This is a genomic window from Thermosynechococcus sp. HY213 (assembly GCF_031460975.1).
Lineage (GTDB): Bacteria > Cyanobacteriota > Cyanobacteriia > Thermosynechococcales > Thermosynechococcaceae > Thermosynechococcus.
Genome location: NZ_JAVKVB010000008.1, coordinates 68374 through 90463 on the forward strand (window position 1 = coordinate 68374; position 22090 = coordinate 90463).

Consider the following 22090-nt stretch of genomic DNA (forward strand, 5'->3'; position numbering starts at 1 on the left):
TATTCAGCTTTACTCAACGGGCTTGGAGGGACTCGAACCCCCGACCTGCTGATCCGTAGTCAGCCGCTCTAATCCACTAAGCTACAAGCCCAAGTCAGGAACACTATCCTAGCATGAATTCCCAGAGAGATCAAAGGGGCGACAGGAAATTTGCGCGCGGGTGTGTCATAGTCGGGAGCGGAGACCCTTGACTCAAACGGATAGATGCTGAAGAAACTCCACCGCTGGTTCTTGACCACTCCCCATCTGCCGCGATCGCTTGTGGCTTTTGGTCTGAGTCTGGCTGCCCTTGCCCTCTTGGATAGCAGTGCTAATCTTGTCCTCGCTCATCTAAAAGCAACTGCCCCAAGGTTCTTTGCTGGCTTGGTTGCTGGTACCTTTGATACTGGCTTTGCCCCAGAGGTGTGGCTCTCGGTCATCGGCCTCACCCTCGGTACGTTAATCATTGTGATTTCCATTGCGGCGCAAAATATCCCCAAAATTACTGAACTGTACATGCAGGACTGGACGAGCCTGATCTATGTCTGGTGTCTGGTTTTGGGGGGTGCCCATATCTTCTACATCAAGGTTTTGCAGGACTTGGGACGGCATCCTGTCGGCAGCATCCTGTTGAATTTATACGGCCTCTTGCCCTTGGCAATTTTGACGGCCCTCCCCTACATCTTCTACATTCTCAAGTCCATCCAGCCAGAAAGTGTGGCTCAGCAAATTTACCGCCGCCAGTATCACTACATGAGTCAACTGGGCATTGTTCTCAAGGATGGGGTGTCCTATCAACCGCAGTTTTTGCGCCGTAGTCAGGCTCACCTGATCGCGGGATTGAACCAATTGGATGATTTGCTGGCCTATGTGGCGTTTCGGGGAGCGCAGGCCGAGATTATTGGTGCAGTCAGTGAACTGCTTCAGCACTACATCAGTTGCAAGCCCGACTACCCAGCCTATTTCTTTCGCCTCAGCGGTGCGGTGATGGGGGATATTGCCTTCAAGACGATGTTTGACCAATTTAGCCAGATTGAAGAGAACCATACCTTCTATGAGCAAAAGTGTTTTCGGCTCCTCGGCAATGCCTATGTGCGCTTTTTGGAGGAGGAGCAGTTTCCTCTCGCGTCGCTGTGTGGCTCTGAGATGTGCGCGATCGCCCACCGCATTCTCAGTATGGGGGATGACATTTTGCTGGACCTAATCATTATTCGCTTTAATACAATGATGCGCTTTGCCATTAAACACGGCAGTCGTTACAACGAGGCACGCAATCTCTATAACTTGGCCTTTCACTATCGGCGGTTTATTGAGAGTCTGGTGCATTACCAGCGCCCCCAGCTCACCCAAAAGTGTGTGAATTATCTACGTGCCTACGGGAATGAAGTCTATGAGTTAGCACAGAATAGTCCTGCACTGTATTTCATTGTTGATGTCTTTGCCGCTGAGCTAAAGAAGGTCTTAATCTTGGTGAACGAGCAGCAGTGGGAGGAGCGACTGCAACTGGAACTCTTGGAGGAAATGCTTCGCCTAGATAATCCACCGGAACTGCGTCAACCCCAAAATGGCGATCGCCCCTATGGCAAAAGTACAGGGGTTCGCCTCCTACAAATGGGACTTGCCCTCTTTTACTTGGCACGGCAGCAACCTCAGTTTGCGCAGCGGATTGTTGAGGATATGGTGGAGGATGCAGCGGTTCTCGGCTTGGCGGGGTTTAAGCGTCTCTTTCAGCAAAATTGCGATCGCCTGCGCCAGGCTCAGCCCAAGTTTTGGGAGGACACCGATCGCGGCAATGCCAATTTGTACTACTCAGAACACACCGAGCAACTGCCTGCCCTACAGACCCTTGTGGATCGCGCTTGTCACGCTCTGGAGATGACTCAGTCGTCCTAAAGCATGGTATAGTAATAAGTCTGAGGGCGAGTGGCGAAATGGTAGACGCACTACACTCAAAATGTAGCGGGAATTTCCCATGTCAGTTCGAGTCTGACCTCGCCCATTGATTCAACCCCCGCCAAAAACTTGGATATTGGCAAAGGCACACACCGGTGAAGCGTGACCCACCCGAATGGCTTGATTGGGTTCGCCTTTACCACAAAACGGTGTACCAAAAATACCGAAGGTGGAGGCATCTCCCACCGCAATGAGGCTATGCCAAAATTCAGGGGTGGTACCGCGATAGTTGGGATTGCGCAGTGTGCGGGTCAGGCGGCCATTTTCAATGCGCTTGGCATATTCACAGCCAAACTGAAATTTGAGACGGTAGTCATCGATTGACCAAGAACGATTGGACTCCATGTACACCCCCGACTCAATGTTGCCAATGATCTCGGCAAAGGACTGTGTCCCTGGCTCAATATTCAGGTTCGCCATCCGGTCAATGGGGGGACGATTCCAAGAACAGGCACGGGCATTGGCAACACCAAGGACACCCGCTCGCTGCTGACTTTCAAGGCTGCCCAGACCGCGCAGGAGGCGTCCTTCCTTGATGAGATAGATGCGTTCAGCCGCCACCCCCAAATCATCAAAGGCATAGCTGGCCAGTTCACCGGCAACGGTCGGATCAAACGTGACGTTCAAGAGGGGGGAGCCGTACTGCCGCTGCCCAAAGTCCTCAAGGCGAATAAAGCTGCTGCCGGCATAGTTGCGCTCATCCCCCAAAATGCGGTCTAGCTCTAGGGGATGACCAATGCTCTCGTGGATTTGCAGCATCATTTGATCGGGGGCGAGTACCAGTGTTGTCGTTGTTTCTGGGCACTCTTGGGCACTGAGGAGTTCAACGGCCTGCTCGCCAATGTGGCGGGCGCGATCGCTCAATTGATCAGCCGTCAGCCACTCTAGCCCCCCTTGATAGCACCGCGCTAACCAACCATGATCGGTTCGCTGCTGCACTACCCCTGCCCCCTGAGCCGTGGCGCTCATATCGGTGAGCACTTGATAAAATTGCTGTTCAATTTGACTGCCATCACTGGTCAACCACTGAGTGGTGGTCTCTACAGTTTGCACAAAGGCACGGGTTTGCACAATGTCGTCACTGACTTTGAGGCAATGGCAAATGTCCTTGAGGAGGTGATTCAACTCAGCGGCTGAAAGTTGGTCAAAAGGTTGCTGCTGGGGCGATCGATAGTGTCCCTTGCCCTTGCCCCGTGCCGCTGGCGTAAAGTTAAAGACTCGCCAATGGGCAGCGGTTTTCGCCTGTTGATAGGCCTGCTGAATCGCCCGATGGATAGCACTGGGTTGCAAATTTGGGGTTGCTGTATAGGCAAATTGACCATCGACGAGCACCTCAACCATGACACCCCGCTGGCGCGATCGCTGGTTCATTTCAGGATGTCCATCCCGAGCACTGCGAGTCGTGACAATCTCCTCAACGTAACGCAGCCCAAGCCAATCAAGGGGTAAATCCACCTGATTCAAAAGGGCGGTGAAATTCTTCGGTGTCGTCATGGCAGCGTGCTAATTTAAGGCATGGTAAAGTTTGAATTCTTTTCCATGCTAACGGCTTTTACTGCGGGGCTGGCTCTCATCACGATTTCTGAGCTGGGAGACAAGACCTTCTTTATTGCCATGATTTTGGCGACCCGTCACAGCAAGCGGTGGGTCTTCCTTGGAGTATGGGCGGCTTTAATTGTGATGACACTGCTTTCAGTGGCCGTGGGCAAGGTCTTTCAACTTTTACCGCAAGAGTTCACCTTCTATGCGGCGATTTTGCTCTTCACTGTTTTTGGTCTCAAGATGCTAATTCAAGGCTGGCGAATGGGGGATAGCCCCTGTGAGGATGAGTGTGAAGCGGCAGTGGAAACCGTTGAAAAGGCGGAAGCCAATCTCAGCCGTTGGGGCAGTAACCCTGCTTGGGTGACTTTTGTGGAGGCCTTTAGTCTCACCTTCATTGCTGAATGGGGCGATCGCACCCAAATTGCAACGATTACCCTTGCTGCCGCGAGCCATGCCTTGGGCGTTGCCCTTGGTGCCATTGTTGGCCACGGGATTTGTGCCGCAATCGCGGTTCTAGGCGGCGGCCTGATGGCTGGACGCATCTCCGAACGGACATTGACCTTGGGCGGTGGTGCCCTATTTTTAATCTTCGCGATTGTTACCGCCTTGCAAGGGATGCCAAGGGCTTCTTGAGCCGCTTCTGAATCTAGAACTCCAATTGGTTATAGGAGGCGGCCAGAGGTGGCAAACTCCTGCACCGCAGCGCGCATAAAGTCTTCAAGGGAGCGTACCCCGGCTTGATCCTCGAACACCTTCGGCAGATTGTTTTGGATTTTTTCGCGGATAAATTGGCGATACTCAGCACTTTGACCCAGTTCAATGGCTTTTTGAATATAGGCAGAAACATCTGGTGCAATTAATTCCGGTAGCTCTAGGAGTGTGAGAATACCAGCGGTATGCCGCCCCCGCATAAAGCGTCCTAGTGTGGTCACCATAGGGACTTGGGCATAGTAGAGGGCTTCAAGGGTAGAATTCCCCCCTGACCATTCAAGGCTGTCTAGGAAAACATCGAGACAATGCAGCATTGAGGTAAAACCATAGAAGTTTAAGGGTCGGCAGAAGAAGCAGTACGCCCTATAGTCAAGGTTTTTGGCAGCAAAAGCTCGTTCTAGACGTCCTTCAAACCGCTGGCGGCTGTTTTTGGTCATAAGGTGGCTTATAAAGACAAATTGGCAATTCCCCACTGCTGCGGCAATTTCGGGATAGATGTCGTCAAACTGGGGGAGATACTTGAAGACACTTTGCAGGCAACCGTAGATAACGGCATCGCTTTTGAGGCCGAATTCCTCCCGCGTAATGGGCGATCGCGGGTCGGGGGGTAGCGGACTAAAGGCAATCCCCAAATTTTTTAGCCTGATCAGCTTTTCTGTGTAATGCGTTTCGCCATCGGGCGGTTCCATCAACTCACTACTGAGGAAATAATCAATTGTGGGTAAGCCAGAGGTGTCGGGATGCCCCCAAGACATACATTGAATCGGCGCTAATTTCAGAGCGGTAATCTTGATCAGTTCCAGATCCATGCCCAGTTCGGGGAAAATCACTAGATGTAATTGATCGGCACGAATCTGCTCAAACCATTCTGCAGGTGATTTGGTGCCCATGACAAAGCGATGGCAGTAGGTTTTTGCTTGCTCCGTACAGCGATCGCCATCATCTCGCACGTAGTAGCCATAAAGCTGAAATTGTGTTTTATCAAGATGTTTAAGCCAGCCGTGGAGCAGCAACTTCCAAACCGTATGCCCACGAAAGTGCCCTGAAACAAACCCAATCCGTAGAGGTTCATTGGCCTTCACTGGTGGCATTGGGGGGCGTTCTTTGGCGGCTGGAATCACACTGGTCATGATTTCGTAGATCATCTGCCCATACTGTTGTTGGACATCGCGGGTTTCTTTCCCTTGATAGGGCAGTAAAAATGTATTCACATTCCCCAGCCACTTCGAGAGATATTGTTTCTTATCTAAAGAGAAACTCTGAAACGTTTGATAGAACTCGGCAACGGATTCTCTGATTTTTTGACGGCAATCCTGTAGCTCTTCTACATCTTTATAAACGTAAATCAAGTACCTCGTACACTTGAGAAAGTCAATGCCAATTTGACAGTCAGGTCTCAGTTCAATCGCTTTTTCGTAGGCTGCTAGTGCCTGTTGTAAATCACTATCAACACCACTGATCATGCCCAACAGGTACCAACATCTTGCCATGGTAGGATCCATTGCTAAGGCATGGTTGAGGGCTGAGATCACTGCTTGATACTCATTCATCCTCCACTTATCAATCGCCAGTTTTTCCCACCCCTTGGCAAAGGCAAGGTGGCCTTTTTGTTGAGTCGTTCTTGCAATGAACTCTTCGATACACCCCATAACCTGAAACTTAGCAATCCCGACGGTATAAGCGCATGTATTTGAGGATAATCTCCCGTGCCTTCGGGCGTAAATCCCGTTTCAGTTGCGGATTTTCATCCACGCGATTCACCGCTTGCCAGACTTGACACCAACTGACATCAAAGAGGGTTTGTGCTTCCACAAGGCCGCGTACCATGGCGATCGCATAGCTTTCGGGGTCACGTTCCTGTGCCATATTGAGAAAAGACATCCCCCGCTGTGGTTGAAAGTAGTTGTCCATTGCTGTGAGATACCCTAGGGCCATTAAGTCATCGGCGGTAAGGCTTTCCAGCGGGATATTTTCAGGGGTCGTACCCTGTCTTAGGGCAAGATAGGCGCGGTAGGCTTGACCATTGGCTTTGCCGTTGAAATCCCAGCCGAGGGCATTGATCAGGGCAGCTTTGTGATCTGTGGGAACCTGCGGCGAAGAGAGCCACTCCGACATTTTCAGATCAAGGCGGCCACTGCGCTTGGCTCGCATCACCATGGGCACATCGGTATAGGCTTCGTAGAAGGGGGTGGAGGTCAAGGGCGAATCTGCTCGCCCACTGTATTGAAGGCAGACCACCGTTGTCAAAGCAAGGGCAGTCGCTAAAAGAGGAGATTTCATGGACTTGGCCTCCAAAGAGTTATTGGGTTTGCAGTTGCGATAGACCCGCCCCCGGATAGTAGGTGCCTAAAATTTGCAGGTAGTTGTAGCCGCGCTTGCCCAGTTCATAGGCACCTGTTTGGCTCATGCCACGCCCGCCAAAGACATCGCGCACAATGTCGTCGGTTGCTGCATACATCGAAACCATCACTCGTCCACTTTTGGTGAGGACAATGCCCCGCGTGGCTTGGACTGCCGCTTGAGTGGTGTTCCACTCGGTTTCAATCCCACGATACACCTGCCAACGCTCGTCGTTCCCCAGATCAAAAAAGCGGCTGGCGGGTTGAAACATTTGGGCAAGGGCATAGGAACGGGCAGCGATCGCTTGGGCTTTGAGGGTTTCCATTGGCCAGTCGGGATAGACCTCTGAACCCACCACACTCACGAGGTATTGTTCCAAGTCCACTTGATTGACGGCTGTAACCGTGTTTCCCTGAGCAATGAGGCGCACCACACCGCGATACCATTTATCGCCAACAAACGCAAGTTGATTGCTGGGGCGAATCCAGAGGGAGGGGGCAAGGGGTTGGCCATTCCAGAGCAAAAAGCCATCGCGGGCTGTGACCACGACCCCTTGGCTAGGGGTAAGCTGCGTCATCACCTGCTGTTGATCATTCGTAACAGCCGTGGCGACAGCAGTGCCAACGGTCAGTTGACTTTGATCGCGGGCGATCGCCACCCGCACTTGAGGGGCAGGGCCTTGGCTCGGAGGCACGGGTTGCAGGGCAGGAGGGGGCACTGTGGGCAAGATTGCCTTGGCGTGGGTAGAGGCAGCCGCTGGTGGTTGGGGGACTTTGTTGGGGACAGTTGCTAATAGGGGATCGCGGCCATCCAAAATCGGCCGAGGCAGAGGTCGTTCAAGTTGAATTGGGTCAGGTAAAGGAATTGGCTCTGAAAGAGCAATCGGTGTCGGGGATAGGCTCCGCAAAAACCAGAACCCTAGGCTCGCACTGGCGATCGTGGCCATCATAAAGGAAATGAGCAAGGGTGAGTGTCCTCGCTTTGTCCCTTGGAACAGAACCCAGCCCATTCAGGTGTCATCTCCACTAGCACCTTGCCTATTGTATAGGGGAGTACGGAATTTGCCATGCAACATTTGCTGGTTTAGGGCAGAGAGGAAGCTGCTACCCGTTGTAGCCATTGCTCCACCCTATCCCCATAAACAGCTAAGCTATACTCCTGTTCCGCCTGCTGCCGACAGGCCGCCCGATCAATTTGATCAATCTTGCCAATGGCAGCAATTAAGGCCTCGACAGAATCCGGGGTAATGAGAAACCCGGTTTGACCATCACGGACAATTTCACTCGGCCCACCGCGATCGTAGGCAATGACGGGAACGCCACAGGCAAGGCTTTCGATGACAACGTTGCCAAAGGCTTCGACCCAGCGGGAGGTCAGCAACAAAGCGCGACAGCGCCGCAGCTGTGCTTGCATTTCCCGTGTTGGCAAAAAGCCCAGATATTCAATGGGGGCGTTGGGGTAATCTGCTTGAATGCGCTGCCAATAGTCTATATCTTGCAGTTGCCCCATGATTTTCAAAGGGGTACGGGTGACATTGACGGCAGCGACAGCATCTTCGAGACCCTTTTCAGGAGCAATGCGCCCCAGCCAGCACAGGGCATCCTCTGGCTCTGCACAAAAGTCATAGAGGGAAAGATCCAGACCACTGCCCAAACACACGCAGCGATCGCCAAAAGGGAAGGTGGCGGCTTGGGTACGGGTATAGACACTAATGGTTTCCGGATAGTCATCAATGACACGGGCGATCGCCTGATCCATGACATCGGAAACTGAGGCCATGCTCACCAGATGCCCCACAGGACGGCTGAGAAAAGGCGTCAGGTAAAAGGGCAGCCAGTCGTAGGCAAAGTTGACAATGACATCAAATTCCTGTTGAAGCTGCCGCACCCGTGCCCACATATTGGCTAACACACTATTGGGGGGCAGTGTAATCGGTTGATCGCGGGTTTGATGCTGCGCTGGCACTTGAAGGGCACCCGCTACTGGTTCAATGGTTGCCGTTACTGGCAAGTGGGAACCCTCGGGGGCAAGGATGTGAATGGTATGCTGGCGATCGCCCAAGGCCTGAGCCATATTGAGGATCGTCAATTCAACACCGCCCCCTTTTCCTGTACCCAGAGGGCCAACCGAAGTGGAAACAAAAAGCAGCTTCAGAGGTCAACTCCTAGCGCAGAGCCTCAGCACCCGCCACCACTTCGAGAATCTCTTGGGTAATGGCAGCTTGACGCGCTTTGTTGTAGGAGAGGGTGAGGGTTCCAATCAGCGCTTGAGCATTATCGCTCGCGTTATTCATTGCCGTCATCCGCGCTGCCAATTCCGAGGCGGCGGCTTCTTGCAGTGCCCGTAGTAACTGGTTATTCAAGTACAGGGGCAGCAGGGCATCGAGAATTTGCACGGGATCCTGCTCAAAAATCATATCGGAGGGCAAAGCGGGCAAGGTTGAGGTGACTTTCTCGCGGTTAACTTCCAGATGTGAACCCCGCGTCGTCAGCCGAAAAATCTCATCATCGGGCGCCTCTAGCCCTTGGGGATCGAGGGGGAGCAGGGTTTGGACAACGGGCTTTGAACTAATGAGGGAGACAAACTTGGTGTAGATGAGTTCCACCCGATCCACCGTTTCCGAAAGAAAGAGGGAGAGCAGTTCACTGGCAATTTGACCCGCTTCACTGGCAGAGGGGATTTGCTCTAGGCCAGAGTACACGGCATCAATGGGATAATTACGGCGCTGGAAGTATTGGGCTGCCTTGCGACCAACAATCACCAGAATATACTTGACGCCCTCGGCTTCGAGTTCTTGGGTACGCTCCTTGGCACGGCGAATAACGTTGGTATTGTAACCGCCGCACAACCCGCGATCGCCCGTCACCACCAGCAGCGCCACCGTCTTCACAGGACGCTTGGCCAATAGCGGTAAATTGGCATCCTCAAAGCGTAGTCGGGTTTGCAAGCCATAGAGCACCTGAGCTAAGCGATCGGCAAAGGGACGGCTCGCCATAACCTGCTCTTGGGCACGGCGAACTTTTGCTGCCGCCACGAGGCGCATAGCTTCGGTAATTTTGCGGGTATCTTTAATCGTTTTGATGCGATCGCGAATAGCTTTGAGATTGGGCACGGTAATCTAAACTCCTAAGCAAAGCGTCCCTGCCCTAAGATTTTAGCCCAGAGGGGGATCGCCTAAGCAGTCTTTTCACTTGACCCACCCCTACCAACCAGCGTTGTAATCACAGGAACTGCCAAAGCGGCGACAGGGGGAATGATGCGGCCAATGGGCTGTGGCAGATTTAAGCTGACGCTCAAAGCAGAAACCACCGTTGCTGCAATGCCACTGATCCAAAGCACGGTGTCACGCCGCCACCGTTGTCGCTTCAGGCGGTGATTTTCCTGGGCAGCAAGGGTGAGTTCAGTGGAAACAACGGTTGAGGATTGGTTGCGCAGCACCTCTAAATCGTGCTGCAGACCGTGCAATTCATTTTGCGCCTGGGCAAGTTCCTCTTGCAGGCGATCGCGCTCCCTTTCCACTTGGGTGAGTTGCCGCGTTATCTCCGCCAGTTGTTGGGCAAGGCCGGCGTCTGGGGGATTACCGAGAAGGGCGGTATCCTCCAAAGAAGCGGGGGGTGAAGCAGCCAATACCGCCTGAAGTTGCTGTTCGAGAGCTGTTTTTTCTGTTTGCAGCGAGGCAAGTTGATCTTGAAGTTCTTGAATTTGTGAGACTTGGGATTGCAGGGTTGCCAATTGACTTTGCAGTTCCTGAATCTGGGAGGCTTGCAGTTGCAGTGTCACCAGTTGCTGCTGAAGTTCGTCTTGCTGAATGAGCGCCTGTGCCAGTTCCTGTTCAAGATTTTGCCGCAGGCCGCTCAAGGTGGCATTTTCTTCTTGGAGGCGGGCAAGGTCTTGGCTCAGTTGATCTCGCTGCTGTTGAACGTTTTCCAGTTCTGCGGTGAGCTGCCTAATTTGCTCCTGTAGGGCTTGGTTTTGGGCGATCGCCCGCTGTTCTGCGGTCAGGGTGAGCGACTCCAATTCAGCCGTCAGAGAGTTGAGATCAATATCCTGTGCAGGAGGCTCGTCCAACTCACCCAAATCAGTAATGATGTTTTCTAGGAGATCGTCGGGTTGGTTGCTAGGAGGTTCTGGACTGGCCATGATCCTAATACCTGCGCGCGTGCTAAGAATTGCTCCAATTATAGCGATCGCCGTCCCTATCCTCTAGGCTAGAAGGCGTTCTGCAGTTCTCGAACGAAACTCCATGCTCAAACGCGAACTAGGACTGTGGGGCGCCATTTTAACGGGTCTAGGTTCCATGATTGGTACGGGGCTGTTTGTCAGTTTAGGCATCGCCACCGACCTTGCTGGTTCTTGGGTGTTGATAGCCTTGATCCTTGCCGCGGCGATCGCGCTGTGTAATGGCCTCAGTAGTGCCCAATTGGCGGCCTCCCATCCTGTGAGTGGGGGCACCTACGAGTATGGGTATCGCTATCTTTCTCCCCCTTTCGGCTTTACAGCGGGGTGGATGTTTTTACTGGCCAAATCGGCTTCTGCAGCCACTGCTGCCCTTGGCTGTATGGCTTATCTCTTCCAATGGCTCGGCCTAGAGGACAATAGCGGGCGCTGGCAAATCATGGCTGCTCTGGGGCTACTGGCGGTCTTGATCTGTGTGGTGCTTTTGGGCATCCGGCGATCGGCGCAAGTGAATCTGGGGATTCTCCTAGTCACGTTCACCAGTTTGTTGCTCTTTGTTGGCATTGGCCACGTCCAACAACGGGGAGGGCTACTTTGGTCGGCAGCATCGCAACCACTCTCGCTCAAGAATCTTCTCCAAGCAACGGCACTGCTTTTTGTCGCCTATGCTGGCTATGCCCGTATTGCTGTGCTGGCGGAGGAGGTCAAGACTCCTCGGCGAACCATTCCACGAGCCATTGCCCTAGCCAGTGGTATTGTTGTCCTGCTCTACTTCAGTGTTGTCTTGATTGTTCTGGGGAGTCATGGCTCTGGGAAGTTGACTACGGCTGCCTCTTTAGAGATTGTCGCCAGTGAATTGGGTGTCTCTTGGCTGCCGCCTCTGATTACGCTGGGGGCGATCGCGGCCATGGTCGGGATTCTGCTCAATCTGTTGCTCGGCCTCTCCCGTGTGGTGTTGGCAATGGCGCGACGGCGAGATTTACCGGCAATTTTGGCTCAGATTCCAGCCCAAGGAAAACAACCTGTTGCTGCCGTTCTTGCGGTGAGTGGGGGGATTGCCCTCTTGATCCTGATTGGCAATGTAAAAACTACGTGGTCTTTTAGTGCCTTTAGCGTGCTGATTTACTACGCGATTACCAACCTTGCCACACTGCAACTGAAGGAGCCACAATTTCCCCGCTGGCTTGCGGTTGCAGGTTTAATCGGTTGTCTAGGGCTGGCTTTTTGGGTCGAAGTCCAAGTGTGGCTGTCGGGGTGTGGTCTCATTCTTCTTGGACTTGCTTGGCACTACTGGGTGCGGAGGGCAAAGGCCGTTTGAAAGTCTTGCCGGGTCATCGGTTGCGTCACCTCTAGCCCCTCACCCCCTAGGACGCGCAGGGGTTCACCCCCAATGGAAATCCAAACTGGCGCATTGGGATCATTCACTGTTGCTGTGTACAGTACCTGTCCTAGACGTGCTTGCATCGAAGCACTTCCCCCCCCTTTGGTAAAGTCTGGAGAGAGATCCACATGGATGCCATCGGCTTTGACTTCTACACGATTGACACGGGTATTTTCCGGAATGCTGGTGGTGACATCTTGATTGGCAGGACCCGCCAAAAGTCGCTCCAGACGAGATTGAATAAAGAGTTCTGGCCGCGTTGCCGGGGTATTGATCCGTACCGTAGAGGGCACTAAAACGAGGCTATCCCCTTCATTCTTGACCCAAAAGATTTGAGTTTCCTGCTGCTGGGCAACTTCCGCCGGATTAGGAACCAGATCTCCCTGCCGGGGGGGACTCAAGGTTAGCCATGCCGCTGTACCAGCCGAGGCAAGGCCAATAACCGCCAGCACAATCAAGGCGGGGCGGGAGCGGGTGACTTTTGCTACCATCACGATCTCTCCTTGGCGGGATGCACCTGCCTCTACCTTAGACGCTATGATTCAAGGGTAAAGTTCCAGTGCCTGTGGCCTTAGGGGCAGTTGCCCACTGCTTAAACTAGAGGATAGTTCTCCCTTTAGATCAAGTTTAAGTCATGGTGCAAACGACTCTCCGTGCAGAAGAACTAGCCACTGCCCTCCTTGATGCAGTTAGGATTGCTCCCCAAGATTGGCATCGCCTCAAGGGCAATCGCCGTGCCCGCGCCCTCGAACAAGTGGCTGCCGCCCTTGTCTATCTCCTCAAGGAAAATGATGCTGAGGCACTGGCGCATCTCCAACAGGCAGTGGGTTGGCTCGATCGCTCCATTAGTGCGCCGCCTTGCCCTACGCACCACCATTAGCGGTGCCAGCGTCGCCACCGAGAAACCACCAGATCGCTTGTGACATGAAGCAGTGCCGATAGCTCTAGGCCAAGGGCGATCGCAACTCCCCAGCGCCAGTCAATTCCCTGCCAACGATGTAGCCATTCCTGCACAAGGGAAAGGTGGCCTGTGAATGCGGCGACCCCGGCCACCAGACCCAATCCTAACCCCAACCAAAAGCTGAGATAGAGCAACCGAATCAGCGTGCCCACCACTGGGCCATGGGTCCAAAAGGAGCGATGGTGAAAGGCTTTTTGGTAGGGTAGCCATATTGCCCGCAGCCAGCCCCAACGGTAGTAGGGTAAAGAGGGGGTATCGAGGTCTGGACTGAGGAGAAAGCCGCCAATACCAAAGCTACTGCTGGCAATTGCCCCCCAGATCCAGTCACGGGTGAGGGCACTGGCGGTGAAGCCCACAAGGGGCATGCCGATCCAAGTCAGGCGATCGTGGGTACGGCCACTGGGCATTGAGGATTCCGCAGATATTTCCTAGGGCAAAGCTACGGCAAAACGGGCTAGATCATGCAATCGGCGAACTTATTGAGTGCGGTGGGCGTCTAAGTGAGCTTGAAGCAACTCGGCTGAAATTTGAATCTGATGAAGGGCGATCGCGCAAAACTAAATCGCAGGGTGTGCCAGTTCACATACCTGTCCCCGATCAAGTATGCTGAGCACGTTTGAGCGAGCGGCTTGGCTAGCCAACTTGGCAGGGTATTGTGCATCGCTGGTGGAGGAAGCGTGAATGGATCAACCGTGGCGTTCTTGGCAATTTCGAGCTGTAGTGAGTTTGCTATGGGCACCTGCCGCTGCACTGGTCATGGCTCAGCCTGCTTCAGCCAGCCGTCTACAATTGTGGCGACTTAACCCTGCCACCAATCAACTGGAAATTCGCACGGAGCGTGCTGTTCAGCCCCGTGCTGAGTTAGTCTATAACCCGACCCGCCTTGTCATTGACTTGCCGGGTGTCGTTCTCGGTAGCCCCCAGATCAGTCAAAACTACAGTGGTGCCATTCGCCAAGTGCGGGTTGCTCAGTTTGACCCCCAAACGACGCGGATTGTGGTGGAATATGCGGACGGTTTTACAATTGACCCGCAGCAGGTGCGCTTTCGGGGAGTCACGGCTAATAACTGGTTGGTGCAACTGCCTACCCCCCAGCAGCAAACAGTTTCGCTACCGCCGCCACCCCCACCGTCTCCTCCTTCTGCTCCTCCCGTAACGCCCACAGGGCCGCTGCAAGTGCGAAGTTGGCGAGCAGATGCCACAGGTTTTCTAGTGCTAGCCGATCGCCCCTTACCCGAAGGCAGTTACACCCTGCGCCGCCCCCGTCGGGATCGCATTGAAATTCTCCTCAGCAATAGTGAATTGATTCGCAACTTTAGTCCTCGGCGCTTGGAACTGCGCCGCTTTGGTCGGGATCGCGTCCGGGCAGAGGTACGGACTCAGAGCAATCGCCAAGTCCAAATTACCCTCGACATTGACCCTCAAGATGCCGATTGGCAAGTGATGCCCCGTCATGATGGCTTTGTGATTGTGCCTTCAACCACGGCCATTACACCCCCACCTCCGCCACCGTCCCAACGCCCTAGTGTGATTCCTGCGGCCAGTGCTCAAACTCCTGTCACAACGATTCAGCGCGTTGACTTGGGGGGACGAGAGTTGCTGATTCAAGGCGATCGCACCGTTTTCTATAACGTGGGCTGGGAAGGCAATCGCTATCGCATTCGCCTACGGCAAGCACAGTTGGACAGTAATCTGCGCGAACCCCGCCTAGTTACCGGTAGTCCCTTAAGCAACATTGAATTTCGTCAAGAGGATAACCAAACCGTCTCGATTCTGCTCACCCCAGCGCCCAACTTTCGCATCCTTGGCCCTCGTCCCCTGTCAGCTGAAGCGTTTGTGGTGCAAATTCAGGGAGCAAATGACCCTCCGAGCAGTACGCCCACCCCAATTGATATTCCCCCCACAGCAACCCCTCAGCCCCCCAATCAGCCCGTCCCCCGCGGCCGGTTTGTGGTGGTCATTGATCCCGGACATGGCGGACGCGATCCCGGTGCCATTGGTATTGGCGGCATTCGTGAAAAGGATATTGTTCTCGATATCAGCCTGCAAGTTTCCCAATTTTTGCAGCAGCAGGGGGTACAGGTGATTCTGACCCGCACCACAGACATTGACTTAGACTTGGCTCCTCGGGTCGCCATTGCGGAACGGGCACGGGCAAATGCCTTTGTGAGTATTCACGCCAATGCTATTAGTCTGGCTCGCCCCGATGTCAATGGTTTAGAAACCTACTTTGCCCCCGGACGCTCAAATCGTTTGGCATCTGCCATTCACAATAGTATTCTCAATTCCTTGAACATTCGCGATCGCGGGGTGAGGGCGGCACGATTCTATGTGATTCGCAATACGTCAATGGATTCTGCCCTTGTCGAGACAGGGTTTGTCACGGGCGCAGAGGATGCCGCAAACTTTCAAAATCCTGCATGGCGGACGCAGATGGCACGGGCGATCGCCCAAGGCATTTTGAACTTTTTGCATGGAAGATGATGGAGCTGACGGGAGTCGAACCCGTGTCCGCCCTAGCTATTCATCGACTGCTCCCTCACAGGTTTAGCCTTTCTGACCCTCAGGCGGGAACTGTTCCTTATCCCGAACAGTAGGATGCTCTGGTAGAGTCTTTGCTAAACAGCCCACCAGAGAGAACTGCCTAGCGCATCCGTTGGGGTTAACCCGCTGCCCTTAACGGAGTCGGACAACGAGTGCTCGAACCTGTTTAGAGGTCTTAGGCTACCGCAGCAGCTTTACGAGCGAAAGGAACGATGTTGTTCGCAGTTACTTTTGGTTTGGACTCTGGATTAACGAGAGATAGCCCACTCTCGACCTGCATCACAGCCCAACTTTCACTAGGACGTCGAAGCCGTTTCAGCCCCTTGAATAGAGCTACTCCTAAGCTAGCGCATTTTTTTGGAGTTGACAACGGCTAATTATTCGAGCGATCGCCGGCTAATGGTTCGCGGTTTAGGACGGGGTGCCGGTGCTGCACTGGCAAGTACACGCTCTAGCTGTTGATTCTTGTCAAAGTAGGTTTGCCATAGCGCTGGGGCATCCAATGTCTCACCCCCATGAGTTGTTAAGCGTTGCCGCACCCGACAGAGGACAGGCGTATTCACACAGGCACCCGCAATAATCACTTGCCCCTTACTCAGGGCAGGCAGTTCTTTGAGCAAATCTCGGCCAGCGGCCTCCACCCCATGCTTGAGGCTCTCTTGATCGACAGGGTTGACAATCCGCAGCATAAACTGGCTCATACACTGGGAGAGCACATCGCTATCCAGTTTGCCAGGACGCTGAGTAATCAGTCCTACCCCAAGGCCAAATTTACGACCCTCACTGAGAATCGTGCGCAGTACCTGCTTACATTGGGAAGGTTCATGGGCAGGGGCAAAGCGGTGCGCCTCCTCAATTAAGATAAACACCGGGTAGGGGAGGTACTGCTCATCCCCCTCAAAGACGCGGTCTTTTTGGGTATTCATGCGGGCATGGTTGGTTTGGCGCAAAATTGCCGTGGCAATCACCTGCTGCTCCTCAAGGGGAATCTCATTCATTTGCAGGATGGTGACTTGGCCGGGGGCAAACAACTCGCAGGGGGGCAAATGCTTGTAGGCATGGAAATAGTCAGAGCGCTGCATTTTTTCTAGCTTCCAAGCCAAGGCATCAGCCGAGGAACCCTGCTTGACATTGCCCTCTTCATCCTCAACGCGATCCACAGCATAGACCGCTGCAATCAAGTCTTCGGTACTCCAACGGCCATCTTTGAAACGACCGCGTACTTCGTCATAGGCTTTTTTGAGAATGGCCTGCTGGCGATCGCTCATCGGGGGGAGCAGCGTCAGAATATCGTAAAACTCTAGGGAAGAAACACGAATTTTGACCTCTTGGGGCGTAATAATTTTCACTTGGGGTTGATAGCCATCCGCCCCTTGAAAAGCGGGGTGTCCCCTCAGCTGCGCCAGCGTGTGGTATTCACCATGGGGGTCGAGGATCAGCACTGCGGCGCGATTTTTCGGTAAAAGCAATTCCTCCACCAAAACCCCTGCGGTATAGGATTTCCCGGAACCTGTGCCGGCAAGGATGGCCACATGCGTACTCACCAGTTCCTTGACATCGAGGGCAATGGGCACAGCACCCTCCTGCCGCAACAACAGTGAACCGATATGGGCAGCCCCCACCTCCTCTGGCTTTTTCTTGTTGAGAACCCGCCGCAGCAGTTCATCTTCCGCTAAATAGACCTTGGCACCCGGCAGGGGAAGCCGCCGCAAATTATTAAAGCCAAAGACCTCATGAAATTCCCCCATCACTTCTACGGTCATTTCGTAGAGTTCCGCCGGTTCACAGGTAAAACCAATCAGGGCAGCCACCGCACCGGGATTCAGTTCGTGATCAGCAAACATCCGATCCGGTAGATGCTCAATCAGACGGCAGCCAGTAATCTTGCCCAAGACTTGGTGAACCGCAGCAGCATAGGAGTTTGAGGCCACACTTGGGGAATGGCTCAACTCATAATAGACAAATTCACCAATGCGCACTGGCTGTGCATCGGCAGTAATAAAAACATACTCGCTACCGCTATCACCGGGGCCTTTGACAATGCCGACAATGTGGCGAGAAGAAGGGTGGCTACTGTTCATCGCACAGGACGGGTAACCCAAAGAGAGTAAAGAGAGCTAATGTCGTTAACCTCAATCCTACGCGATTTTCCAATTGAGAGCCTGACGGCGCCTACTCTTCTAGAACGGGCGGCGGCTCACTGGGGGCAGGAATTAAAAAGGCAACAATGGCACCCAAGGCAAAACCAGCCACATTGCGCAAGACCGGTAGCCATTCTTGGGTGCGCACCACCACTGGCCCTAAACCAAAGGCAAAGAAAAGCATGCCCCACAGCGGTGAAAAAAGAAGAATCCACGTCCAAGCCACTTTTTGATCCGCACGGCGGGGACGCGCCACAAAGCCCAAAATGATGCCGCCAAAGATGGAGGTGGCAAGGGTGAGAATCCATTGCTCTTGGGGTAATCCCGGTACGGCACGGCACCCCCCTTGGGCAAGGCAGGTTTCAATGGCATGAAGCGATTGCAGGATGGCCTGATCTTCGCCGTTGTCACGGACAAAGTATTGATTGCCAAAGCGGGTTTGCAATTCAACCCAAAAGGTGCGCTGGAGGACGCGGTAGGCGGTGTCGCCAACATTGAAGTTCAAAAGATTGCCACCGCGGGTATCGGCCACCAGCAGAATACTGCGATCGTCTAAGTCCCAAAAATCCCGCACTGCGAGGCCGGGGGTGCGATCGTACTGGGTGAGAACCCGCAATTTCCAGCCGGTCTGGGCTTCAAACTCTGCCAGTTCGCTGTCAAGCCGTTCCTTTTGAACGGGTGTCAGAATCTGCGCTAAGTCAACGACATTGGTTGGCTCCGCGGGCAACAACTCTGGATTGTTGAAGCTGTGGGCAGGGGCGATCGCCCCCAACCAGCAGAGGCTAACCAGCACCATCCCTAAACCAACTTGGTAAAACAAGCGCCGCAATTGCTGAAGCATCGTAATAAAAATTTACAAATAGGGCATCTTTTTTAATTATCTTAAGGGTATGCTGCGAAACATTGCAATCAGCGCTGCCGTCTTCTCAGACAATATGCAGCTTTTGTTAAACTCACCCTATCCTGAGAATCCCATTGCTATACTGCAAGTCTAAATACCTAAACCTTATATCCCTGTTTCATCAGCCACTCCTCACCTACGATGCCCTACTCTTCTCAGCTACTGCACTATCTCGAACAGGAACTGGCACTGCCACCAGAGAGCATTGCAATGGCGGTGCGGCAATGGCAACAGCAACGGGGATCGTTGCCGATTATTCTTTGGCAGTATGGATTGATTACCTTAGAGCAGTTGGATCGGATTTTTGAGTGGCTGGATCAAACGCGGGGCGATCGCCTGCCAAAGGCTCCGTAAGTGGCAAACTAAGTATTCGACAACAATCCTCGGTGCCGTAGGAGAGGCTCAGTGCTTGGTTCACGGCCGCGGAAGGCTTTGAAGATCTCCATCGGAGGTTGGCTGCCGCCAAGGGCAAGCACGGTTTCGCGATAGCGTCGTCCCATTTCAGCAATGGCTTGCTCGTTGTCTAGGCCTGCTTCCTCAAAGGCGGCAAAGGCATCGGCACTGAGAACTTCTGCCCACAGATAGCTGTAGTAACCCGCAGCATACCCCCCAGCAAAAATGTGGCCAAAGCTACAGAGAAAGGCATCCTCGGGCAAGGGGGGCAAAATGGTTGTTGTCTGCGCTAGGCGATCGCGCACTTGTTGGGGGGTTTCTCCTTGCCCCGGTTGATAGCGATGGTGCAGTTCTAAATCTAACAAACTAAAGTGCAACTGCCGCAATAGAGCACTGCCTGCGCGATAGGTGCGGGCGGCAACCAGTTTTTCATAGTAGTGTTCTGGCAGCGGTTCCCCCGTTTCATAGTGGCGTGCCATGCCAAAGAGTGTCGGCCGATGGTAGCACCAATTTTCCATAAATTGACTGGGAAGTTCGACGGCATCCCACTCCACATTGTTGATGCCCGCTGCCCCCGCTTCATCCACCCGCGTCAGCATGTGGTGCAAACCATGCCCAAACTCATGGAAGAGGGTTTCCACTTCGCTAAAGGTCATCAGGCTGGGCTTACCATCCACTGGGGGGGTTTGATTGCACACCAAGTAGGCCACGGGTAAGCGGGTGCGCCATTCCCCCTGAATGCGATATTTGGCACGGCCAAGGCAATCGTCCATCCATGCCCCACCGCGTTTTTCGGCAGGACGGCTGTAGGGGTCAAGATAAAAGTGGGCGATCGTCAGATGATTTTCATCGAGGATGGCAAAAAAGCGCACATCAGGATGCCAAACGGGTACTTGACCATCCGCAGGCACCACCGTCACCCCAAACAGTCGCTTCACTAGCCCAAATAAGCCCTCCAGCACTTGGGGCAAAGGAAAATAGGGACGCAGTTCCTCATCATTGAAGTCAAAGAGCGCCTCCCGCTGCCGTTCAGCCCAATAGGGAATATCCCAGTGCTGCAGATCGGTGGCTTCAGGTGCCCCTTGGGCAGCAGCAAAGGCTTTCAGTTCTTCCAGTTCTTGCGCCGCCGCACGATAGCTGACTTGCCGCAGTTCCTCGAGGAGCTTTTCCACACTGGCCACACTATCGGCCATTTTGCTGGCAAGGCTGAGTTCAGCATAGGTGTTGAATCCCAAAAGCTGTGCCTCTTCGACCCGCAGGGCAAGGATGCGCTCAAGAATGGGACGGTTATCCCACTCCCCACTGCTGGCACGGGAAATGTAGGCGCGATAGACCTGCTCCCGCAAATCCCGCCGTTGGCTGTGCTGCATAAAGGGACCAAAGCTGGGGAAGTCGAGGGTAATGTGCCATGGCCCTGTTTCGGGGGTGGCGGTCTCAATGCCATCTTGGCGAGCGGTTTGGGCAGCCAGCGCCAGCAAGCTGGGGGGAAGTCCAGCCACTTCATCGGGTTGGGTGAGCTTGAGGCGAAAGGCCTTGGTGGCATCCAAAAGATTGTTGGAAAACTGGGTAGATAGCTCCGCCAATTCCAGTTGAATGGTGTTGAAGCGCTCTTTGGCGGCTCCTGTCAAACTGACGCCACTGTGTTCGGCGTTACGAATGGCGGCCTCAACAATGCGTTTGCGCGCAGGGGGATAGCTCTGAAAGTCTGGACTGGCAGCCAGTGCCTTAAAGCCTTCATAGAGGGGGCGCGATTGACCCAAACGGGTGTAAAACTCCACTACTTGGGGTTGAACGGCTTCGTAGGCTTGACGCAATTCGGGACTATTTTTGACGCCGGTGAGATGACTGACAATGCCCCATGTCCAACCGAGGCGATCGCTCAAACGTTCGAGGGGTTCCACTAGCCCTTCCCACGTGGGCGTGAAGGATTGCTCGAGGGTCTCTAATTCTTGGGTGAGTTCCTGCAAGAGTTGGCGCACGGCTGGCTCAACATGGCTCACCTCAATCTGATCAAAGGGGGGAAAACCATCGCCCCGCAAGAGGGGATTATCGGTGTGAGGGGAAGTCGCAATAACCATCGGTATCCTACTAACTGCGATTCGATTGCTGACGCGCTTGGGCGATCGCCTGCTTTAACTGTGCTAAGGCCAATTCTAACCGCGCTTCGGGGGCAACAGGAATCAACCCCTGAGCCGTCATCTCATGGATCTCAAAATGCAGGTGCGGACCAGTGGAGTTGCCCGTACTACCCACGAGGCCAATGACATCCCCCTGCTTCACCCATTGACCGGGATTGACAAAGCGCTGTGAGAGGTGGGCATAGAGGGTTTGGTGCTGCTCTGGCGGGTGTTGCAAAATGACGGTGAGGCCATAGCCCCCTAGCCAGTTGGACTCAACCACGCGACCATCAAAAACCGCCAACACGGGTGTGCCTTCAGGGGCGCCCAAATCCGTTCCCGAATGGAAGCGGCGATCGCCAAAAATGGGATGGATGCGCCAGCCAAAAGTTGAGGTAATGGGCACCGGAAACGGCAAGGGAAAGAGCATTTGGCCATTGTTGACCTTTAGCCAACGCAAGGGATTCGGTCCCGGAAAGGGCTGGCGTACATAGGTCGGCGCAGCCGTTTGGGCAGATGGCACAAAATTTCTTGGGTTTGCAGCCACCAAGGGGCGATGAGAAGCTGGAGCAGAAGGTGATGTAGTCGTGGGGGTCACTAGGGGTTGTGGAGCACCTTGGGCTTGGCAAATGTTGGGGGGAACGCCCTCGCTAACGATCGCTTGACAGCCTGTGGAGCGCTCTTGGATCACCACGGGGATGGAGCGGGCGGGCTTAAGGTTTTCGAGGGGTTCACTGCCAGGGGGCGGATCCACGGGTTCTGTGGAAAAAACAAGAGGCTCACTGTCCACCGGTTGAACAGGATTGACAAGGATCGGTGCAGCCGCTTCTGGTTCAGCAGGAATCGTTTCAGCAACACTCTGGCGAGTCCCCAAGGCGGTTGTCAAGAGACCTATTGTCAGCCCAAGGGCAAGGACGCGCTGCTCGATCATGGTTCACCCCATCACACGCA

At 53.9% G+C, this 22090-nt stretch carries 19 protein-coding genes, 2 tRNA genes and 1 other RNA gene; 7 read left to right on the forward strand and 15 right to left on the reverse strand.

Features of this window, described 5'->3' with window-relative positions:
* Positions 1–17: 17 nt before the first annotated feature.
* Positions 18–91, reverse strand: a tRNA-Arg gene (locus tag RHK62_RS04420).
* 113 nt (positions 92–204) lie between these two features.
* Here RHK62_RS04420 and RHK62_RS04425 point away from each other — a divergent pair.
* Complete coding sequence (locus RHK62_RS04425) at positions 205–1872, forward strand: hypothetical protein (RefSeq protein WP_302676815.1); 1668 nt, start codon at positions 205–207, stop codon at positions 1870–1872.
* Between the two features lie 24 nt (positions 1873–1896).
* Positions 1897–1978 (forward strand) — tRNA-Leu (locus tag RHK62_RS04430).
* 5 nt (positions 1979–1983) lie between these two features.
* Here the strand turns inward: RHK62_RS04430 and RHK62_RS04435 are convergent.
* A complete protein-coding gene (locus tag RHK62_RS04435; RefSeq protein WP_302678850.1) occupies positions 1984–3426 on the reverse strand; it encodes a TldD/PmbA family protein in 1443 nt (480 codons plus the stop codon).
* Positions 3427–3471: 45 nt separating this feature from the next.
* On the opposite strand from RHK62_RS04435, the gene RHK62_RS04440 reads away from it, so the two are divergent.
* Positions 3472–4107, forward strand: coding sequence for a TMEM165/GDT1 family protein (locus RHK62_RS04440; RefSeq protein WP_310438065.1), 636 nt, complete (start codon positions 3472–3474; stop codon positions 4105–4107).
* Between the two features lie 29 nt (positions 4108–4136).
* Here the strand turns inward: RHK62_RS04440 and RHK62_RS04445 are convergent, their stop codons facing one another.
* From RHK62_RS04445 to RHK62_RS04470, 6 genes are all read right to left on the reverse strand, one after another.
* The gene (locus RHK62_RS04445) at positions 4137–5675 is read right to left on the reverse strand and encodes a hypothetical protein (RefSeq protein WP_310453329.1); all 1539 of its coding nucleotides are present in this window, start codon (positions 5673–5675) and stop codon (positions 4137–4139) included.
* A gap of 169 nt (positions 5676–5844) precedes the next feature.
* Positions 5845–6465 carry a hypothetical protein gene (locus RHK62_RS04450; RefSeq protein WP_302678853.1) on the reverse strand — a complete coding sequence of 207 codons (621 nt, stop codon included), beginning with the start codon at positions 6463–6465 and terminating at the stop codon, positions 5845–5847.
* A 19-nt stretch (positions 6466–6484) separates the two neighbouring features.
* Positions 6485–7534, reverse strand: coding sequence for a SpoIID/LytB domain-containing protein (locus RHK62_RS04455; RefSeq protein WP_302678854.1), 1050 nt, complete (start codon positions 7532–7534; stop codon positions 6485–6487).
* Positions 7535–7608: 74 nt separating this feature from the next.
* Entirely contained in the window at positions 7609–8598 is a 990-nt protein-coding gene (locus tag RHK62_RS04460) for a glycosyltransferase family 4 protein (RefSeq protein ID WP_315863362.1), read from the reverse strand.
* Positions 8599–8689: 91 nt separating this feature from the next.
* Positions 8690–9637, reverse strand: a complete 948-nt coding sequence (locus tag RHK62_RS04465) for a F0F1 ATP synthase subunit gamma (RefSeq protein ID WP_149820854.1) — start codon at positions 9635–9637, stop codon at positions 8690–8692.
* A 62-nt stretch (positions 9638–9699) separates the two neighbouring features.
* A complete protein-coding gene (locus RHK62_RS04470) occupies positions 9700–10665 on the reverse strand; it encodes a hypothetical protein (protein ID WP_302678855.1) in 966 nt (321 codons plus the stop codon).
* Between the two features lie 103 nt (positions 10666–10768).
* Between RHK62_RS04470 and RHK62_RS04475 the strand changes: the two genes are divergently transcribed.
* On the forward strand, positions 10769–12019 hold the full coding sequence (locus tag RHK62_RS04475) for an APC family permease (protein WP_310453331.1): 1251 nt from the start codon (positions 10769–10771) through the stop codon (positions 12017–12019).
* Here the strand turns inward: RHK62_RS04475 and RHK62_RS04480 are convergent.
* Complete coding sequence (locus tag RHK62_RS04480) at positions 11989–12573, reverse strand: GerMN domain-containing protein (RefSeq protein ID WP_310438097.1); 585 nt, start codon at positions 12571–12573, stop codon at positions 11989–11991. The genes RHK62_RS04475 and RHK62_RS04480 overlap by 31 nt on opposite strands.
* A 143-nt stretch (positions 12574–12716) precedes the next feature.
* Here RHK62_RS04480 and RHK62_RS04485 point away from each other — a divergent pair, with 143 nt between their 5' ends.
* Complete coding sequence (locus RHK62_RS04485; RefSeq protein ID WP_310438071.1) at positions 12717–12962, forward strand: DUF6439 family protein; 246 nt, start codon at positions 12717–12719, stop codon at positions 12960–12962.
* On the opposite strand, the gene RHK62_RS04490 is transcribed toward RHK62_RS04485, so the two are convergent.
* The gene (locus RHK62_RS04490; protein WP_206201086.1) at positions 12959–13450 is read right to left on the reverse strand and encodes a metal-binding protein; all 492 of its coding nucleotides are present in this window, start codon (positions 13448–13450) and stop codon (positions 12959–12961) included. The genes RHK62_RS04485 and RHK62_RS04490 overlap by 4 nt on opposite strands.
* Positions 13451–13724: 274 nt before the next feature.
* Here RHK62_RS04490 and RHK62_RS04495 point away from each other — a divergent pair, with 274 nt between their 5' ends.
* On the forward strand, positions 13725–15527 hold the full coding sequence (locus RHK62_RS04495) for an N-acetylmuramoyl-L-alanine amidase (protein ID WP_310453332.1): 1803 nt from the start codon (positions 13725–13727) through the stop codon (positions 15525–15527).
* Here the strand turns inward: RHK62_RS04495 and ssrA are convergent.
* The 3 genes from ssrA to RHK62_RS04510 form a co-directional block, all read right to left on the reverse strand.
* Positions 15525–15910, reverse strand: a transfer-messenger RNA (tmRNA) gene (gene ssrA, locus RHK62_RS04500). The genes RHK62_RS04495 and ssrA overlap by 3 nt on opposite strands.
* A 54-nt stretch (positions 15911–15964) precedes the next feature.
* Positions 15965–17668, reverse strand: coding sequence for a helicase HerA domain-containing protein (locus RHK62_RS04505; RefSeq protein ID WP_310453333.1), 1704 nt, complete (start codon positions 17666–17668; stop codon positions 15965–15967).
* 91 nt (positions 17669–17759) lie between these two features.
* Positions 17760–18569 (reverse strand): TPM domain-containing protein, encoded by an 810-nt coding sequence (locus RHK62_RS04510; protein WP_310438074.1) that lies wholly within the window; start codon positions 18567–18569, stop codon positions 17760–17762.
* A gap of 201 nt (positions 18570–18770) precedes the next feature.
* Between RHK62_RS04510 and RHK62_RS04515 the strand changes: the two genes are divergently transcribed.
* Positions 18771–18983, forward strand: coding sequence for a DUF2949 domain-containing protein (locus RHK62_RS04515; protein WP_206201090.1), 213 nt, complete (start codon positions 18771–18773; stop codon positions 18981–18983).
* Between the two features lie 8 nt (positions 18984–18991).
* Here the strand turns inward: RHK62_RS04515 and RHK62_RS04520 are convergent, their stop codons facing one another.
* On the reverse strand, positions 18992–21100 hold the full coding sequence (locus tag RHK62_RS04520; RefSeq protein WP_310453334.1) for a M3 family metallopeptidase: 2109 nt from the start codon (positions 21098–21100) through the stop codon (positions 18992–18994).
* 10 nt (positions 21101–21110) lie between these two features.
* Entirely contained in the window at positions 21111–22070 is a 960-nt protein-coding gene (locus RHK62_RS04525) for a M23 family metallopeptidase (RefSeq protein WP_310438077.1), read from the reverse strand.
* Positions 22071–22090 lie beyond the last annotated feature (20 nt).

What these genes read in the sequence shown, in the direction of transcription:
- RHK62_RS04425 (WP_302676815.1), top strand. Translation starts at nt 205, where the DNA reads ATGCTGAAGAAACTCCACCGCTGGTTCTTGACCACTCCCCATCTGCCG.
- RHK62_RS04435 (WP_302678850.1), bottom strand. Translation starts at nt 3,426, where the DNA reads ATGACGACACCGAAGAATTTCACCGCCCTTTTGAATCAGGTGGATTTA.
- RHK62_RS04440 (WP_310438065.1), top strand. Translation starts at nt 3,472, where the DNA reads ATGCTAACGGCTTTTACTGCGGGGCTGGCTCTCATCACGATTTCTGAG.
- RHK62_RS04445 (WP_310453329.1), bottom strand. Translation starts at nt 5,675, where the DNA reads ATGGCAAGATGTTGGTACCTGTTGGGCATGATCAGTGGTGTTGATAGT.
- RHK62_RS04450 (WP_302678853.1), bottom strand. Translation starts at nt 6,465, where the DNA reads ATGAAATCTCCTCTTTTAGCGACTGCCCTTGCTTTGACAACGGTGGTC.
- RHK62_RS04455 (WP_302678854.1), bottom strand. Translation starts at nt 7,534, where the DNA reads ATGGGCTGGGTTCTGTTCCAAGGGACAAAGCGAGGACACTCACCCTTG.
- RHK62_RS04460 (WP_315863362.1), bottom strand. Translation starts at nt 8,598, where the DNA reads ATGGCTCAGGCCTTGGGCGATCGCCAGCATACCATTCACATCCTTGCC.
- RHK62_RS04470 (WP_302678855.1), bottom strand. Translation starts at nt 10,665, where the DNA reads ATGGCCAGTCCAGAACCTCCTAGCAACCAACCCGACGATCTCCTAGAA.
- RHK62_RS04475 (WP_310453331.1), top strand. Translation starts at nt 10,769, where the DNA reads ATGCTCAAACGCGAACTAGGACTGTGGGGCGCCATTTTAACGGGTCTA.
- RHK62_RS04480 (WP_310438097.1), bottom strand. Translation starts at nt 12,573, where the DNA reads ATGGTAGCAAAAGTCACCCGCTCCCGCCCCGCCTTGATTGTGCTGGCG.
- RHK62_RS04485 (WP_310438071.1), top strand. Translation starts at nt 12,717, where the DNA reads ATGGTGCAAACGACTCTCCGTGCAGAAGAACTAGCCACTGCCCTCCTT.
- RHK62_RS04490 (WP_206201086.1), bottom strand. Translation starts at nt 13,450, where the DNA reads ATGCCCAGTGGCCGTACCCACGATCGCCTGACTTGGATCGGCATGCCC.
- RHK62_RS04495 (WP_310453332.1), top strand. Translation starts at nt 13,725, where the DNA reads ATGGATCAACCGTGGCGTTCTTGGCAATTTCGAGCTGTAGTGAGTTTG.
- RHK62_RS04505 (WP_310453333.1), bottom strand. Translation starts at nt 17,668, where the DNA reads ATGAACAGTAGCCACCCTTCTTCTCGCCACATTGTCGGCATTGTCAAA.
- RHK62_RS04510 (WP_310438074.1), bottom strand. Translation starts at nt 18,569, where the DNA reads ATGCTTCAGCAATTGCGGCGCTTGTTTTACCAAGTTGGTTTAGGGATG.
- RHK62_RS04515 (WP_206201090.1), top strand. Translation starts at nt 18,771, where the DNA reads ATGCCCTACTCTTCTCAGCTACTGCACTATCTCGAACAGGAACTGGCA.
- RHK62_RS04520 (WP_310453334.1), bottom strand. Translation starts at nt 21,100, where the DNA reads ATGGTTATTGCGACTTCCCCTCACACCGATAATCCCCTCTTGCGGGGC.
- RHK62_RS04525 (WP_310438077.1), bottom strand. Translation starts at nt 22,070, where the DNA reads ATGATCGAGCAGCGCGTCCTTGCCCTTGGGCTGACAATAGGTCTCTTG.